The organism is Aromatoleum evansii (genome assembly GCF_012910805.1).
GTDB lineage: Bacteria > Pseudomonadota > Gammaproteobacteria > Burkholderiales > Rhodocyclaceae > Aromatoleum > Aromatoleum evansii.
Genome location: NZ_WTVK01000032.1, coordinates 23,774 through 39,733 on the forward strand (window position 1 = coordinate 23,774; position 15,960 = coordinate 39,733).

A 15,960-nucleotide genomic window follows, 5' to 3' on the forward strand; every position below is an offset into this window, starting at 1 on the left:
CTCGCGCCGGCTCAGCGCGCGGCGAGGCGCCACAGCGACGTGACTTCCGCGGCGCGTGCCGCGTGCAGCGCATCGTCGGCGTCGCTCGCCTTGCCATGCCGGGGACGGGCGTCGAGCCTTCCCAGCACCTGCAGGCCGCCCGCGTCGATCGCCGCGAGCAGCTCCTCGCGCGAGCGCAGGCCCAGATGCTCTGCGAGATCCGACAGGATCAGCCAGCCTTCCCCGCCGGGCGCGAGATGCGCCGCGAGGCCGGCGAGAAAGGCGCGCAGCATGCGGCTGTCGGGGTCGTACACGGCGTATTCGACGGGCGAGCTCGGGCGCGCCGGCACCCACGGCGGGTTGCATACGACCAGCGCCGCGCGCCCCTCGGGGAACATGTCGGCCTGCACGACTTCGATCTGTCCCGCATAGCCGAGGCGCGCTATGTTCTCGCCCGCGCAGGCCAGCGCGCGCGGATCCTGGTCGGTCGCGACGATGTGTGCCACGCCACGGCGCGCGAGCACGGCGGCGATCACGCCGGTGCCGGTTCCCACGTCGAAGGCTGTCGCGTCACCCGTGAGGGCCGCGGGCAGGGGCGCCTGCGCGACGAGATCGACGTATTCGCCGCGCACCGGCGAGAACACGCCGTAATGCGGATGGATCGCCGCGCCAAGCGCCGGGATCGGCACGCCCTTCTTGCGCCACTCGTGCGCGCCGATCAGGCCCAGCAGTTCGCGCAGCGACGCGACATAGGGTTCGTCGGCGGCGCCATAGGCTTCCGTGCAGGCCTGCCGCACGTCCGGCGCGCGGCGCAGCGGCAGGTCGTGGCCGGCCTCGAAGGGCAGCAGGAGCATGCCTAGCACCCGCGCGCGCTGCGCCTGCGCCTGGCGATGCAGGTGGAAGCTCTCGGTCGTGCTCTTCGCCGCGGCGGGCTTGCCGGGGCGGCGCGGCTTGCGCTCGATGCGCCGCGCCATCGCCTGCAGCAGCTGCTTCGCATTGTGGAAGTCGCCGCGGTACAGCAGCGCCGTGCCCTCGCACGCGAGCCGGTAGGCCTGGTCCGCGGGCGTCTGGTCGTCGACGAGCACGACCCGCCGCGGCGGCGGGCTGCCGCTTTCCGAGCGCCAGCGGGCCGAATGTGTCGCGCCGGTCTCATCCTGCCAGACGATTTGCGGGTGATCCTGCATCGGTTTTCCTTGATAAGTGCGCCACCCGCGGGGCGCAGGGGCGGGGTCAGGCCTTGTCGGCCGACCCGTGGGTCTCGGCGAAGCGCTTCTCGAGCTCCAGCCGCAGCGCCTTGCGCGCCTCCGCCGCCTCGAAACGCCGCTTCTCCTTCGGGCTGAACGGGCGCAGCGCCGGCACCGGCACCGGCTTGCCGTCGTCGTCGACGGCCACCATGGTGAAGAAGCAACTATTGGCGTGGCGCACTTCCTGGGTGCGGATGTTCTCCGCGACGACCTTGATGCCCACCTCCATCGACGACTTGCCGGTGTAGTTCACGCTCGCGAGGAAGGTCACGAGCTCACCCACCATGATGGGCTGGCGGAACATCACCTGATCCACCGACAGCGTGACGACGTAGCGTGCGGCGTAGCGGCTCGCGCAGGCGTAGGCAACCTGGTCGAGCAGCTTGAGCACGGCGCCGCCGTGCACCTTGCCGGAGAAGTTCGCCATGTCCGGTGTCATCAGCACCGTCATCGTGAGTTGGTGTGCAGGAAGATCCATCTCTGTTCTCGTCGGGGTTCGGGGGCGCGCCCTGTGCTCAGGGTCTGTCGGCGCATTGGCGCCAGCGGCGATTCTGAGCGCTCGCGCCGGGCGACGCAAACCCGCATGCGTCCCCGACGCGCTGCGTTGCGAGGATTACCAGAACTTCCACCACCACTTCTTTTTCTGCATCGTCGTCTTCACCTCTTCGGACCACTCCGAATAGCCCTTCAGGTCGGTGTTGCGGACGAAGTGGTTGCCGAAGCGCTTGTCGCTCTCGTTGATGTGTTTCGTCAGCCACACCTGCAGGAAGTGCAGCAGTTCGAAACTGATCGAGGCCTGGCCGCTGTCGAGCTTGTCCTGCAGCGACTTGACCTGGGCGATGAGGTCTTCGTGCTGCTGCTTGTGCAGTTCGAGACCGGGATAATGCGACACTCGCATCAGGCTCTCTTCCAGCAGGAAGTGGGTGCGCGTGTATTCCGCCAGCTGGTCGAGGATCGCGCGACAGGCCTGGCTGCCCTTGTGGTCGCGGATCGCGGCGTGCAGCTGGTTGAGCAGATCGACCAGCGTGCGATGCTGTTCGTCGATCTCCTGGATGCCGACGTTGAAGCTGTCGGACCACTCGAACAGGACTTGACTCATTAGTGCTCTCCGTACGACGTTGGAATTGTTGTGCGGGTCCGGCGGAGACGGGGCGGCGCCGCTACCGGATCGGCATCGCCCGATTATGCTCCGGGGGAAGGTGACTGTCATGCCGCGAGGCGCGATCCGAATGGCGCCGCAATGCTGGCGTGGTGCGGAGAAGTCCGCGACAATCGCCGCTCCGCGGGGCGTTCGCCCCTTGTCGCTTTTCCTGCCGTTTGCCGAGGACACCGCGATGCCCAGGTTTGCCGCCAACCTGACGATGATGTTCAACGAGCAGCCGTTTCCGCAGCGTTTCGCCGCCGCCGCGCGTGCCGGTTTCGCGGCCGTCGAGTTCCTCTTCCCCTACGAACACGCGCCGGCCGAGGTCGCAGCGTGGCTGCAAGACAACAGACTCGCCAACGTACTCTTCAACATGCCGCCGGGCGACTGGGCCGCGGGCGAGCGCGGCCTCGCGTCGCTGCCGGGGCGCGAGGCGGAATTCCGCGCGGGTGTCGCGCGCGGGCTCGAATACGCGCAGGCGCTCGGGACGCCTTGCCTGCACGTGATGGCAGGCCTGGCCGTGCCCGGCGTTGCGCCCGGCGTGCAGCGCGCCCTGTACGTCGACAACCTGCGCCATGCGGCGCGGGCTGCTGCGCAGCACGGCGTCAAGGTGCTGATCGAGCCGATCAACACGCGCGACATGCCGGGCTATTTCCTGAGCACCCAGGCCGAGGCGCATGCGATCCGCGAGGAAGTCGGCGAGCCCAACCTGATGGTGCAGATGGACCTCTACCACGCCCAGATCATGGAAGGCGACATCGCCACCAAGCTGCGCCGCTACCTGCCTCACATCGGCCACATACAGATCGCGGGCGTGCCGGCGCGCAATGAGCCGGACGACGGCGAACTCGACTACCGCTACCTCTTCCGCCTGCTCGACGAACTCGGCTACGCCGGCTGGGTCGGCTGCGAGTACCGGCCGCGCGGAAGGACCGAGGACGGACTGGGGTGGATGAGGGCGAACGTGGACTGACGGGCGGGGGGCGTTCTGGTGGAATTGACCCATGCCGGTGGGGCGAATCGCGCAGCGGGGCGGCCACAGGCTCGCGGCTGCCTGCGGAGTCATGTCGCCGGATGTTGGCAAAAATCAATTAAAACAGTGGATTGAAGAAAATCTCTCCTCGCGGGGACGGGCTGGCACGCGCAGTGCATAAGAGAAGTGTCGGGCAGCGCTCGACGACTCAGATCGTAATGGGCGTTCCGGCCCGTGCCCCAACCTCGACAGGAGAGACAAAATGAAAACCTTTCCGCGCAAGCTTGCCGCAGCCATCATCGTCCTCGGATTCGCGACCACCGCGAGCTACGCAGCCACCGTGTCCGCCACCGCTCCAGCGCAAGGCAGCCAGGCAAGCGCGCCTGCCGCCCCGGTAACGATGCTGGCCAGGAAAGGGGCGGACGATGGCGCTCCCAAGCCCCGCCCCGATGACACCGGCTGCGACGATAACGGCACCGACATCTGCAACGCGATCGTCGCGAAGAAGGGTGCGGACGATGGCGGAGGTCGCAAGCCGCGGCCCGACGATACCGGCTGCGATGATAACGGTACCGACATCTGCCATGCGGTCGTCGCCAAGAAGGGAGCCGACGACACCCATCCGGAGGATGAGTCGGAGTTCGAGACCGAGACAGTCGGCTGAGACCAAGTCGGCAGCGAGCTTCGCCGCATGACGGCGAGGCTCACCGGAAGTTTCCCCCCCCTTGCCGGAAGTGTCTCGCGCCAGCGCGGGCGCGTCCGGTGAGGGGGCAATGGTCTTCGAACGGCAAGGCGCATCGGGCGAACGCGACGGCACCCCCTTTCTCCGGCTATGCTTCGGTTTGAACATTCAACCGCATGGCCCGTCCGTCCCGTTCCCCGAATGAGCTTCCGCATCGCAATCAACGGCTACGGCCGTATCGGCCGCTGCTTCCTGCGCGCCCTCCACGAATCGCCGCTGCGCCAGTCGCTATCCGTCGTCGCCATAAACGAGCCGGCAGACATCGAGAGCATGGCCTATCTGACGCGCTTCGACTCGACCCACGGCTGTTTCCCCGGTACCGTCGGCATCCGTGACGGCTGCCTGCACATCGACGACCAGGACATCACCGTGACCCACGCGACGACGCCCGATGGCGTCGACTGGCGGGCCTTCGATGCCGACCTCCTCGTCGAGGCTTCCGGGCGCTACCGCTACCGGCACGAACTCGAAGCCTTCCTCGGCGCCGGCTGTCCGCGCCTGCTGCTCTCGCACCCAGGTCACAGCGCCGCCGATGTCGATCGCACCGTCGTGTTCGGCATGAACCACGAGTCGCTCGAAGGCAACGAGCGCATCGTCTCCGCCGCCTCCTGCACCACCAATGCCGTCGTGCCCATCCTCGCGATCCTCGAGCAGGCATTCGGCATCGAGCACGCGCTGACCACGACGCTGCATTCGGTGATGAACGACCAGCCCGTGATCGACGGCTACCACGCCACCGACCTGCGCATGACGCGCTCGGCGATGCAGTCGATGATCCCGGTCCAGACCGGCCTCGCGAAAGGCATCTCCCGCCTGCTGCCGGCGCTGGAAGGGCGCGTCGTCGCCAAGGCCATCCGCGTTCCCGTGCCGAACGTGTCGGCCATCGACCTGACGGTGACGCTCCGGCGCAACGCCACGGTCGAGACGATCAACCGCCTGATGCGCCGCGTAGCCGAGGAGGACCGCCACGGCGTGCTCGCGTACTCCGACGGCCCGCACGCGTCGGTGGACTTCAATCACAACGGCTTCTCCGCCATCGTCGACGGCAGCCAGACCCATGCGAGCGGGGAGCGGCTCGTGAACCTGATGCTGTGGTTCGACAACGAATGGGCCTTCTCGCGCCGCATGCTGGACGTCGCGGCATTCTGGGCGAAGCGGCTGGGGCGCTGAGCGTCGCGCCGCCGTCTGCACGGCGCGGCGAATGTGCAGTGCATCGACTATTCTGGATGGGCACGCCGCATTCTGCGGCCGCAACCATTCACGGAGTGTCGTGTGGCAAGCAAATACTTTTGCCTGGTGCTGACGCCGGACGGGCTTTCCGAACTGGCGCCGGTCCTGAAGGACTATCTGCACGAAGGCCCCATCGGCACCTACCTGTACTGCCGGGAGGCCGACCCGGGGCGCAACTACTTCCATGTGGTCGCGGAATGCGTCAAGGACAACCGCCCGACGATCGAATCCGAGGCTTTCATCCCGCACCGTTTCGTCAAGGTCGTCATCTCCAGTCCGGACCGCAAGCACATCGGCTTCCTCTGACTGCGCATGACCAAGCGGATCGTCCTCATCAAGGACGCCCCCACTCCTGTCGGCCCGTATTCGCAGGGCGTAATCATGGATGGGTGGGTCTGGACCTCCGGGCAAGTCGGCTTGAATCCGGCCACGGGGGAACTGGTTGGCCCTGACGTGGCGACGCAAGCCAATCAGGCGCTGCACAACATCGAGGCGATCCTGCGCGCGGCTGGATCCAGCCTGAACCAGGTTGTCCGCGTGACCGTCTTCCTGACGAACATGGACGACTTTTCCGCCGTGAATGCCGTGTATGCCAACTACTTTGCGACGGATTTCCCGGCGCGCTCGTGCGTGGAAGTCTCGCGCCTGCCGCTCGGTGCCCTGGTCGAGATCGATGCGATGGCCAGGGTGAATCGCCTTGCGTCTCGATAGCGCGTATTCGCTCCATGCAACCCACTTGCCCGCACACAGGATCCGGGCGAAAGCGGGCAGGAAAGCAAAAAGCCCAGCCGGTGAGGGCTGGGCTTTCGCTTGGAAATCGTGGTGGTGATGGGCAGAATCGAACTGCCGACCTATGGGTTATGAATCCATCGCTCTAACCGTCTGAGCTACATCACCGCTCGAGCCTGCTAATATAGCGGTTTGGGAATCTGCGCGTCAACACGCTTCAATGAAGAAACTGTATATCCGCACTTTCGGCTGCCAGATGAACGAGTACGACTCGGACAAGATGGCGGACGTGCTCGGGGCGACCGAGGAACTGGTGAAGACCGACAACCCCGAAGAGGCGGACGTGATCCTCTTCAACACCTGTTCGGTGCGCGAGAAGGCGCAGGAGAGGGTGTTCCACGACCTCGGGCGGGTGAAGCACCTGAAGCAGGCGAATCCGAACCTCATCATCGGCGTCGGCGGTTGCGTCGCGAGCCAGGAGGGCGAGGCGATCGTCGCGCGTGCGCCCTACGTCGACGTCGTGTTCGGACCGCAGACCCTGCACCGCCTGCCGCAACTGATCGCCGAGCGGCGCTACAGCGGCCGCTCGCAGGTCGACATCTCCTTCCCCGAGATCGAAAAGTTCGACAACCTGCCGCCCGCGCGCGTCGAGGGGGCGAGTGCCTTCATGTCGATCATGGAAGGCTGCTCCAAGTACTGCACCTTCTGCGTCGTGCCCTACACGCGGGGCGAGGAGGTGTCGCGGCCGCTTGACGACATCCTCACCGAGGTCGCCGGCCTCGCCGGCCAGGGTGTCAAGGAAGTGACCCTGCTGGGCCAGAACGTCAATGCGTGGCGCGGGCCGATCACGAAGCAGGGCGGCGAGACGGGCGACTTCGCCTTCCTGCTCGAATGCGTCGCGGAGATCCCCGGTATCGAGCGCCTGCGCTACACGACCTCGCATCCGCGCGAGATGACGCAGCGCGTGTTCGATGCGTACGCGAACATCCCCAAGCTCGTGAGCCACCTGCACCTGCCGGTGCAGTCGGGTTCCGACCGCATCCTCGCGGCGATGAAGCGCGGCTACTCGGTGCTGGAGTTCAAGTCGGTGGTGCGCAAGCTGCGCGCGGCCCGTCCCGATCTTTCGCTGTCGTCGGACTTCATCGTCGGTTTTCCCGGCGAGACCGAGGAGGACTTCGAGAAGACGATGAAGCTGATCGACGAGGTCGGGTTCGATGCGTCCTTCAGTTTCGTGTATAGCCCGCGTCCCGGCACGCCTGCCGCGGATCTGGAAGACCCGGTGCCGCAGGAGACCAAGCTGCGCTGGCTCGCACGCCTGCAGAAGCGCATCGACGAGCAGGCCCAGGCGATCAGCCAGGCGATGGTGGGGCGAGTCGAACGCGTGCTGGTCGAGGGGCATGCGCGCAAGGACGAGACCGAGCTCGCCGGGCGCACCGCCAACAACCGCGTCGTGAACTTTCCCGGCAATGCGCGCCTGATCGGGCAGTTCGTCGACGTGACGATCACCGCCGCCCTGCCGCACAGCCTGCGCGGCGAAATCGTGACGAGAGAAATCTGAATGGGCCGACCCACCGAAGTGGTGCTGGAGCCGCTGGACAACCAGCGGCTCGCGAACCTGTGCGGCGCGCTGGACGAAAACCTGCGCCAGATCGAGACCGCGTACGACGTGACCATTGCGCGCCGCGGCGAGCGCTTCACGCTGCAGGGCGGGGCCGCGCAGGCGGCGTTGGCGGCGAAGGCGCTGCGCGAATTCTACGAGCAGGCTGGCGAGCATCTCAGCGTCGATGACATCCAGCTCGGCCTGATCGAGATCGCCAATCGCCGCAAGTCGGATCAGGCCGCGCCGGCGCTGCTGACGCGCAAGACCGAGCTGCACGGCCGCACGCCGCGCCAGGTCGAGTACCTGCGCAACATCCAGGCGCACGACATCACCTTCGGCATCGGTCCCGCGGGTACCGGCAAGACCTATCTTGCGGTCGCGAGCGCGGTGGATGCCTTCGAACGCCAGCTCGTCGAGCGCATCATCCTGACGCGTCCGGCGGTCGAGGCGGGCGAACGCCTCGGGTTCCTGCCCGGCGACCTCGCGCAGAAGGTCGACCCCTACCTGCGCCCGCTCTACGACGCGCTCTACGACCTGATGGGCTTCGATCGCGTTGCCAAGCTGTTCGAGCGCGGCAGCATCGAGATCGCGCCGCTCGCCTTCATGCGCGGGCGCACGCTCAACCACGCCTTCATCATCCTCGACGAGGCGCAGAACACGACGCCCGAGCAGATGAAGATGTTCCTCACCCGCATCGGCATCGGCGCGAAGGCCGTCGTCACCGGCGACCTCACGCAGATCGACCTGCCTCGCGGCCATCGCAGCGGCCTACTGGAGGCGCGCGAGGTGCTCGCCGCCGTGCGCGGCATCGCCTTCACCGAGTTCCAGAAGGAAGACGTCGTGCGCCACCCGCTGGTCGCGCGCATCGTCGAGGCCTACGACAACCAGGCGACGCGCGCCGCGATGCAGGCTGCGCTCGCCAAGAAGGAGCAGGCCTGATGATCGATTCCCCGCCGCATCTGGCGCTGACGATCCAGAAGGCCATCGGCAAGGCCAATCGCGACAACGCCCCGTCTTCCACCGACATGCGCCGCTGGGCGCAGGCCGCGCTGCAGGGCGTCGATGCCGAAGTCACGGTGCGTCTCGTTGGCGCGACCGAGGGGCGCGAGCTCAACCGCGATTTTCGCGGCAAGGACTACGCCACCAACGTGCTGACCTTCGTCTATGGTGAAGGCGAGGGCATGCCGGACCAGGATGACGATGCGCCGCTCGCCGGCGATCTCGTGCTGTGCGTGCCCGTCGTCGTGCGCGAGGCCGCCGAGCAGGGCAAGCCGCTGGCCGCGCATTACGCCCATCTGATCGTGCATGGCATGCTGCATCTGCAGGGCTACGACCACGAGGACAGCGACGAGGCCGAGGAGATGGAGGCGCTCGAAACACGGATTCTCGCCGAACTGGGCTATCCTGATCCCTACGCCGAACGCTCCGCCTGACCCGCCCGACCGATTCTTCCGACATATGGACCCCGCATCACCCCGACCTAGTCTGCTCGAACGCCTCTCCGCGCTGCTGTCGCGCGAGCCCGAGGATCGCGAGGAACTTCTGGCCCTGCTGCACGCGGCCTTCGAACGCAACCTGCTCGACGCCGATGCGCTTGCGATCATCGAAGGCGCGCTGCAGATGTCCGAGCTGCAGGTCGGCGACGTGATGATCCCGCGCGCGCAGATGGACATCATCCGCCTCGACGAGCCGGTGGACCGCATCGCCGCGCACGTCGTCGATACCGGCCACTCGCGCTTCCCGGTCGGTGACAGCAAGGACGACATCGTCGGCATCTTCCTCGCCAAGGATCTGCTGCGCTACTACGCCGGTCGCGACTTCGACATGCACACCTTGCTGCGTCCGGCCGTGTTCGTGCCCGAGTCGAAGCGACTGAACGTGCTGCTGCGCGAATTCCGCGTCAGCCGCAACCACATGGCCATCGTCGTCGACGAATACGGCAGCGTCGCGGGCCTGGTAACGATCGAGGACGTGCTCGAGCAGATCGTCGGCGACATCGAGGACGAATTCGACCGGCTCGAGCCCAGCGACAACATCCAGCTCGATGCGGATGGCCGCTACCGTGTCCGCGCCACCACCGAGATCGGCGAATTCAATGCCGCCTTCGGCTCCGACTTCAGCGACGCCGAGGTCGACACCGTCGGCGGCCTGCTAATCTGCCAGCTCGGCCGCCTGCCGCGCCGCGGCGAGGTGGTGATGCTCGGAAACCTGCGCGTCACCGCGCTACGTGTGGATGGCCGGCGTGTGCATACCCTGCTCGTGCAGCCCCTCGCCGGAACGGCCGAAGCGTGACCCATCCGGTGCAGGACTCGGGCGCCGCACCGGCGGGCGGGCGGGTGCGCGGCCTGCTGGCGGCGCTGCTCGCGGGCGGCACGTCGGTCCTTGCCTTTGCGCCCTTCGGAATCTTTCCGCTGGCGGTGCTGAGCCTCGCCGTGCTGGCGGGCCTGGCCGCGCGGCAAACGCGTGCGCGTGCAGGTTTTGCGCTCGGCTTCGCGTGGGGGTTGGGCGCCTTCCTGGCCGGGGTGTCCTGGCTTTATGTCGCGCTCAATCGCTACGGCGGCATGCCGATGCCGCTCGCTGCGCTGGCGATCCTGCTGTTCTGTGCCTATCTCGCCCTCTTCCCGGCTGCGGTCGGGGCGCTGTTCGTGCGCTTCGGGCGGGGTGGGGCGTGGCGGCGCGCGCTGCTCTTCGCCGGCCTGTGGATGGGCTCCGAGCTCTTGCGCGGCTGGTTGTTCACGGGTTTCCCGTGGCTCGCGGCCGGCTATTCGCAGACCCCGCCGAGCCCGCTCGCAGGATTCTTCCCCGTGCTGGGCGTGTATGGCGTGGGCGGCCTTGTCGCCTTCCTTGCGGCGTTGGTCGCCCTCACTCGCTGGCGTAGCGCGCGTCCCGCCGCGGAGGCCCTCGCCGCGATCCTCGTCCTGAGCGGGGCAGGCTTCGGCCTGGGGCGTATCGCCTGGACCTCCCCTGTCGGCGAGCCGCTCGAAGTCGCGCTGATCCAGACCAACATCGAGCAGAGCCTGAAGTGGCGCCCCGAATTGCTGTCCGACTGGCTGGAGAGCAACGCGCGCCTCGTGCGCGAAAACCCCGCGGACCTCGTCGTGCTGCCCGAGACGACGCTGCCGCTGCTGGCAGACCGCCTGCCCGACGGCTACCTCGAAGAGCTTGCCGCCCCGGTCGCAGCGCGCGGTGGCGACGTGGTGTTCGGCGTGTTCCTGCGCGACGCGCGCGGCGCCATCTACAACGCCGCGCTGAGTCTCGGCGCTTCGCCTTCGCAGAGCTACGCGAAGCAGCACCTCGTGCCCTTCGGCGAATACTCCCCGCCGCTCTTCGGCTGGTTCTACGAGATGGTCGATATTCCCATGTCCGACCAGACGCGTGGCGCCCCCGACCAGCCGCCGCTGCGCCTCGGCACGCAGCGCGTAGCGATCAACATCTGCTACGAAGACCTCTTCGGTCGCGAGCTGATCCGCAGCCTGCCCGAGGCGACGCTGATGCTGAACCTGTCGAACCTCGCCTGGTACGGCGACTCCCTCGCCCAGCCCCAGCACCTGCAGATCGCCCGCGTGCGCGCGATGGAAACAGGGCGGCCGATGCTGCGCTCGACCAACACCGGCATGACTGCGCTGGTGCAGCCCGACGGCCGTGTCGCCGAGGTCCTGCCGGCCTTCATGCAGGGGGGGCTGAGCGTGTCGGTGCAGGGCTACGAAGGGCTCACCCCTTATGCGCGCTGGGGCGATTTTGCCGCGCTGCTGCTGGGCGTGCTGGCGCTTGCCGTCGCGGGCCGCCTGCGGCGTGATGGGCACGCCCGGCGCGGGATCTGACGCCGGCGTGCGCGGCGTTTCGCCCGCGAGACGCGCATTTTCCGTCGGGGAACTTCGCCCTGTCCCCGGAATGCCATTAAAATCCACCCTTTGCGTCCGCCGCGCGGCGCCCTTGTCGTCGCCTACAGCTGTCGAGAGACCATGTCCCTGCACAAACCCACCTTCCAGCAAGTCATCCTGACGCTCCAGCAGTTCTGGGCCGAACGAGGCTGCGTGCTGCTGCAGCCCTACGACCTCGAAGTCGGCGCCGGCACCTCGCACACCGCGACCTTCCTGCGCGCCATCGGCCCCGAGCCGTGGAACGCCGCCTACGTCCAGCCCTCGCGTCGCCCCAAGGACGGTCGCTACGGCGAGAACCCCAACCGCCTGCAGCACTACTACCAGTTCCAGGTCGTGCTCAAGCCCTCGCCGCTTGAGTTTCAGGAGCTCTACCTCGACTCCCTGCGCGCGCTCGGCATCGACACCAACGCGCACGACGTGCGCTTCGTCGAGGACGACTGGGAGAACCCCACGCTCGGCGCCTGGGGCCTGGGCTGGGAAGTGTGGCTCGACGGCATGGAAGTCACGCAGTTCACCTACTTCCAGCAGGTCGGCGGCCTCGACTGCAAGCCGGTGCTGGGCGAGATCACGTACGGCCTCGAGCGTCTCGCGATGTACCTGCAGGGCGTCGAGAACGTCTATGACCTCGTGTGGGCGGTGTATCCGGACGGCCGCAAGGTCACCTACGGCGACGTGTACCACCAGAACGAGGTCGAGCAATCGACCTTCAACTTCGAGCACGCCAACGTCGAGTTCCTGTTCTCGCTGTTCAACAACTACGAATCCGAAGCGAAGCGCCTGATCGAAATCGGCCTCGCGCTGCCCGCCTACGAGATGGTGCTGAAGGCCGGGCACAGCTTCAACATGCTCGACGCGCGCGGCGCCATTTCCGTCACCGAACGCGCCGCCTACATCGGTCGCATCCGCAACCTGTCGCGCGCCGTCGCGCAGGCCTATTACGATTCCCGCGAGAGCCTGGGCTTCCCGATGCTCAACACCGCCGCAACCAAGACGGAGGCCGCATGATGACCGCCTCCCTGCTCGTCGAACTACTCACCGAGGAACTGCCGCCCAAGGCGCTGCCGCGTCTGGGCGAAACCTTCGCCGCGAAGATCTTCGACGGCCTCAAGGCGCGCGACCTCGTCGCCGAGGATCGTGGCTTCCGCTGGTTCGCCGCGCCGCGCCGCCTCGCCATCACCGTGCCGCACGTCCGCGCGGCCGCCCCGGCGCGCGAAGTCACCGAGAAGATCATGCCGGTGCAGGTCGCGCTCGACGCCGACGGTTGTCCGACCGCGGCGCTGCTGAAGAAGCTCGAAGCCAAGGGCATTGCGGCGGAGGCCGTCGCGAGCTTCGAACGTCGCATGGACGGCAAGGCCGAAGCGCTGTTCTACACCCGCAATGAAGACGGCGCCACGCTCGACGCCGTGCTCGCCGAGATCGTCCAGGAAGCCGTCAAGGCCCTGCCCATCCCCAAGCTGATGCGCTGGGGCGCGGGTGATGCGCAGTTCGTCCGCCCGGTGCACAAGCTCACGCTGCTGCACGGCGATCGCGTCGTTCCGGGTCGCGTGCTCGATCTCGACTCCGACCGCGTCACGCGCGGCCACCGCTTCATGAGCTGCGGCGACATCGCGCTCGCGACCGCCGATGCCTACGAGCCGACGCTGCTGGCCGAAGGCAAGGTGATGCCGGACTTCGCCGAACGGCGCGCCGAGATCGAGCGCCAGCTCCTCGCGACCGCCGCACGCGAGGGTTCCAGCCTGGGCGAGTACGCCGACCTCCTCGACGAGGTCGCCGCGCTGGTCGAGCATCCCACCGTCTATGTCGGCGAATTCGAAGCCGAATTCCTCGCCGTGCCGCAGGAATGCCTGATCCTGACGATGCGCGCGAACCAGAAGTACTTCCCGCTGTTCGACCCCGCCGGCAAGCTGCGCAACCGCTTCCTGATCGTGTCGAACATGCGACTCGAGGACGCCTCCAACATCATCACCGGCAACCAGCGCGTCGTGCGCCCGCGCCTGTCGGATGCGCGTTTCTTCTTCGAGCAGGACCGCAAGCACACGCTCGACAGCCGCCTGCCGCGCCTCGCCCCGGTCGTCTATCACAACAAGCTCGGCAGCCAGCTCGAGCGCGTCGAACGCCTCGAGCGCCTCGCCGGCGCGATCGCCGCCAGGCTGCACGGCGACGCGAAGGCCGCCGCCCGCGCCGCGCGCCTCGCCAAGGCGGACCTCGTCACCGACATGGTCGGCGAGTTCCCCGAGCTGCAGGGCGTCATGGGGCGCTACTACGCGCTCAACGACGGCGAGGGCGAGGTCATCGCCGACGCGATCCAGTCGCACTATCAGCCGCGCTTCGCCGGCGATGCGCTTCCCGCCGGCAACGTCGCCGGCGCCGTCGCCCTCGCCGACAAACTAGACGCGCTCGTGGGCTTCTTCGGCATCGGCCAGTTGCCGACCGGCGACAAGGACCCCTTCGGCCTGCGCCGCGCCGCGCTGGGCGTGCTGCGCATCCTCATCGAAACGCCGCTGCCGCTGGACCTTGCCGAGCTCATCAATGACGCCGCCGCCGGCTTCAAGCCGGGCCTGCTGACCGCCCAGGGTTTCGAAGCGCAGCTCCTCGACTTCATGTTCGAGCGCCTGAAGAACCTGCTGCGCGATGCCGGCCACGCCGGCGACGTCATCGACGCCGTGCTCGCGCTGCGCCCGACCCGCATGGATCTCGTCCCCGCCAAGCTCGCCGCCGTGCGCACCTTCCGCGCCCTGCCCGAGGCCGAGGCGCTCGCCGCCGCGAACAAGCGCATCGTCAACATCCTCAAGAAGGTCGAAGGCGAACTGCCCGAGCCCGACGTCGCGCTGCTGCAGGAAGAGGCCGAGAAGGCGCTGTTCCACCGCGTCGTCGAGGTCGCGCCGCTGGTGCGCTCGCACATGGCGAACGAGGACTACACCGACGCCCTGTGCGTGCTCGCCGGCCTGCGTGCGGCAGTCGACACCTTCTTCGACGAGGTCATGGTGATGGCCGAGGAGCCGATGACGCGCCAGAACCGCCTGGCACTCTTGCGCCAGCTCGCCGGCCTGATGAACCAGGTGGCGGACCTGTCGCGCCTGTCCGCCTGACGACGGGAAGCATTCCATGCCGCAGAAGCTGATCATCCTGGACCGCGACGGCGTCATCAACTACGACTCCGACCAGTTCATCAAGTCGCCCGACGAGTGGAAGCCGATCCCGGGCTCCCTCGAGGCGATCGCGCGCCTCAACCAGTGGGGCTGGCGTGTCGTCGTCGCGTCGAACCAGTCCGGTGTCGGGCGCGGCCTCTTCGGCATGGACACCCTCAACGCGATCAACGAAAAGATGGTGAAGAGCCTCGCCCAGGTCGGTGGCCGGCTCGACGCGATCTTCTTCTGCCCGCATTCGGCCGATTCCACCTGCGACTGCCGCAAGCCCAAACCGGGTCTGTTCCTGCAGATCGCCGAGCGTTTCAACGCGAACCTCGACCGCGTGCCGGTGGTCGGCGACAGCCTGCGCGACCTGCAGGCCGGCGTCGCGGTCGGCTGCAAGCCCTACCTGGTCCTCACCGGCAAGGGCATGAAGACGCGCGACGATCCCGCGCTGCCCGAAGGCACGCTCATCTACCCCGATCTCGCGGCCCTCGTCGCCGATCTCACCGCCTGAAGGATACCGTGGTCGTCCTGCGCTCCCTGCTGTTCGCCATCGTCCTGGCGATCTTCACCCCGCCGTTCGCCCTGTTCGGCATCCTCGCCTATCCCTTGTCTCCCCGCACGCGCCACCGCATCGTCACGGCCTGGGCGCCGCTGATGATGTGGTTCATCCCGCGCATCCTGGGCATCCGCTACAAGGTCATCGGGCGCGAGAACATCCCTTCCGTGCCTTCCGTGATCCTCTCCAAGCACCAGTCGGCATGGGAGACGATGGCCCTGCAGGTGATCTTTCCGCCCTTGTGTTTCGTCCTCAAGCGCGAGCTCCTCAGGGTGCCGTTCTTCGGCTGGGGGCTCGCGGCCATTCCGGGCATCGCCATCGACCGCGCAGCCGGGAAGGATGCGCTCGCCCAGGTGGTCGATCAGGGCCGTGCCCGGCTCGCTGAAGGCTATTGGGTGGCGGTCTTCCCCGAGGGGACGCGCACCGCTCCCGGCGCCAAGCGCCGCTACAAGGCGGGCGGGGCTGCGCTGGCGCAGCAGGCGGGCGTGCCCGCGGTCCCGGTGGCGCATAATGCCGGGGAGTTCTGGGGCCGCGAGGCCTTCCTCAAGTATCCCGGCGAGATCACCGTCAGCATCGGCCCCGCGATCGATCCGACGGGCCTGGATGCCGCCGAGGTCAATCGCCGCTCCGCGGCGTGGATCGAAGGCGAGATGCACCGCCTGTTCCCGCACCACTACCGGAGTGGGCGCAGCAGCGCCGGTGCAGTGCCCGGCGAGGTCGAAGAGGCGGAGTGAACCGGGCGGCTTCGGTC

At 67.6% G+C, this 15,960-nt stretch carries 17 protein-coding genes and 1 tRNA gene; 14 read left to right on the forward strand and 4 right to left on the reverse strand.

Annotated elements, in window-relative coordinates:
- Positions 1-11: 11 nt before the first annotated feature.
- The 3 genes from GO615_RS16550 to GO615_RS16560 form a co-directional block, all read right to left on the reverse strand.
- The gene (locus GO615_RS16550) at positions 12-1,163 is read right to left on the reverse strand and encodes a methyltransferase (RefSeq protein ID WP_169130000.1); all 1,152 of its coding nucleotides are present in this window, start codon (positions 1,161-1,163) and stop codon (positions 12-14) included.
- A gap of 46 nt (positions 1,164-1,209) precedes the next feature.
- Positions 1,210-1,701 (reverse strand): acyl-CoA thioesterase, encoded by a 492-nt coding sequence (locus GO615_RS16555; RefSeq protein ID WP_169130002.1) that lies wholly within the window; start codon positions 1,699-1,701, stop codon positions 1,210-1,212.
- 135 nt (positions 1,702-1,836) lie between these two features.
- Positions 1,837-2,322: a bacteriohemerythrin gene (locus GO615_RS16560; RefSeq protein WP_169130004.1), complete on the reverse strand. Its 486-nt coding sequence runs from the start codon at positions 2,320-2,322 to the stop codon at positions 1,837-1,839.
- A 235-nt stretch (positions 2,323-2,557) separates the two neighbouring features.
- Between GO615_RS16560 and otnI the strand changes: the two genes are divergently transcribed.
- From otnI to GO615_RS16585, 5 genes are all read left to right on the forward strand, one after another.
- On the forward strand, positions 2,558-3,337 hold the full coding sequence (otnI, locus tag GO615_RS16565; protein WP_169130006.1) for a 2-oxo-tetronate isomerase: 780 nt from the start codon (positions 2,558-2,560) through the stop codon (positions 3,335-3,337).
- 262 nt (positions 3,338-3,599) lie between these two features.
- On the forward strand, positions 3,600-4,001 hold the full coding sequence (locus GO615_RS16570; protein WP_169130008.1) for a hypothetical protein: 402 nt from the start codon (positions 3,600-3,602) through the stop codon (positions 3,999-4,001).
- 219 nt (positions 4,002-4,220) lie between these two features.
- The gene (locus tag GO615_RS16575; protein WP_169130010.1) at positions 4,221-5,249 is read left to right on the forward strand and encodes a type I glyceraldehyde-3-phosphate dehydrogenase; all 1,029 of its coding nucleotides are present in this window, start codon (positions 4,221-4,223) and stop codon (positions 5,247-5,249) included.
- 102 nt (positions 5,250-5,351) lie between these two features.
- A complete protein-coding gene (locus GO615_RS16580) occupies positions 5,352-5,615 on the forward strand; it encodes a hypothetical protein (protein WP_169130012.1) in 264 nt (87 codons plus the stop codon).
- Between the two features lie 6 nt (positions 5,616-5,621).
- Positions 5,622-6,020, forward strand: a complete 399-nt coding sequence (locus GO615_RS16585; RefSeq protein WP_169130014.1) for a RidA family protein — start codon at positions 5,622-5,624, stop codon at positions 6,018-6,020.
- Between the two features lie 109 nt (positions 6,021-6,129).
- On the opposite strand, the gene GO615_RS16590 is transcribed toward GO615_RS16585, so the two are convergent.
- Positions 6,130-6,206 (reverse strand) — tRNA-Met (locus GO615_RS16590).
- Between the two features lie 52 nt (positions 6,207-6,258).
- Between GO615_RS16590 and miaB the strand changes: the two genes are divergently transcribed.
- From miaB to GO615_RS16635, 9 genes are all read left to right on the forward strand, one after another.
- Positions 6,259-7,596, forward strand: a complete 1,338-nt coding sequence (gene miaB, locus GO615_RS16595; RefSeq protein WP_169130016.1) for a tRNA (N6-isopentenyl adenosine(37)-C2)-methylthiotransferase MiaB — start codon at positions 6,259-6,261, stop codon at positions 7,594-7,596.
- Complete coding sequence (locus GO615_RS16600; RefSeq protein WP_169130018.1) at positions 7,597-8,577, forward strand: PhoH family protein; 981 nt, start codon at positions 7,597-7,599, stop codon at positions 8,575-8,577.
- Positions 8,577-9,071 carry an rRNA maturation RNase YbeY gene (ybeY, locus tag GO615_RS16605; protein WP_169130020.1) on the forward strand — a complete coding sequence of 165 codons (495 nt, stop codon included), beginning with the start codon at positions 8,577-8,579 and terminating at the stop codon, positions 9,069-9,071. The genes GO615_RS16600 and ybeY overlap by 1 nt, the downstream gene beginning before the upstream one ends.
- A gap of 25 nt (positions 9,072-9,096) precedes the next feature.
- Positions 9,097-9,930 carry a CorC family transporter gene (locus GO615_RS16610; protein WP_169130031.1) on the forward strand — a complete coding sequence of 278 codons (834 nt, stop codon included), beginning with the start codon at positions 9,097-9,099 and terminating at the stop codon, positions 9,928-9,930.
- Positions 9,927-11,459, forward strand: coding sequence for an apolipoprotein N-acyltransferase (gene lnt, locus GO615_RS16615; RefSeq protein ID WP_339380061.1), 1,533 nt, complete (start codon positions 9,927-9,929; stop codon positions 11,457-11,459). Before GO615_RS16610 ends, lnt begins: the two co-directional genes overlap by 4 nt.
- Positions 11,460-11,600: 141 nt before the next feature.
- A complete protein-coding gene (glyQ, locus tag GO615_RS16620; RefSeq protein ID WP_169130033.1) occupies positions 11,601-12,524 on the forward strand; it encodes a glycine--tRNA ligase subunit alpha in 924 nt (307 codons plus the stop codon).
- Positions 12,521-14,608, forward strand: coding sequence for a glycine--tRNA ligase subunit beta (gene glyS / locus GO615_RS16625; protein WP_169130035.1), 2,088 nt, complete (start codon positions 12,521-12,523; stop codon positions 14,606-14,608). Before glyQ ends, glyS begins: the two co-directional genes overlap by 4 nt.
- A gap of 16 nt (positions 14,609-14,624) precedes the next feature.
- Positions 14,625-15,164, forward strand: coding sequence for a D-glycero-beta-D-manno-heptose 1,7-bisphosphate 7-phosphatase (gene gmhB / locus GO615_RS16630; RefSeq protein WP_169130037.1), 540 nt, complete (start codon positions 14,625-14,627; stop codon positions 15,162-15,164).
- A gap of 8 nt (positions 15,165-15,172) precedes the next feature.
- Positions 15,173-15,943 carry a 1-acyl-sn-glycerol-3-phosphate acyltransferase gene (locus GO615_RS16635; RefSeq protein WP_169130039.1) on the forward strand — a complete coding sequence of 257 codons (771 nt, stop codon included), beginning with the start codon at positions 15,173-15,175 and terminating at the stop codon, positions 15,941-15,943.
- Positions 15,944-15,960: the final 17 nt, after the last annotated feature.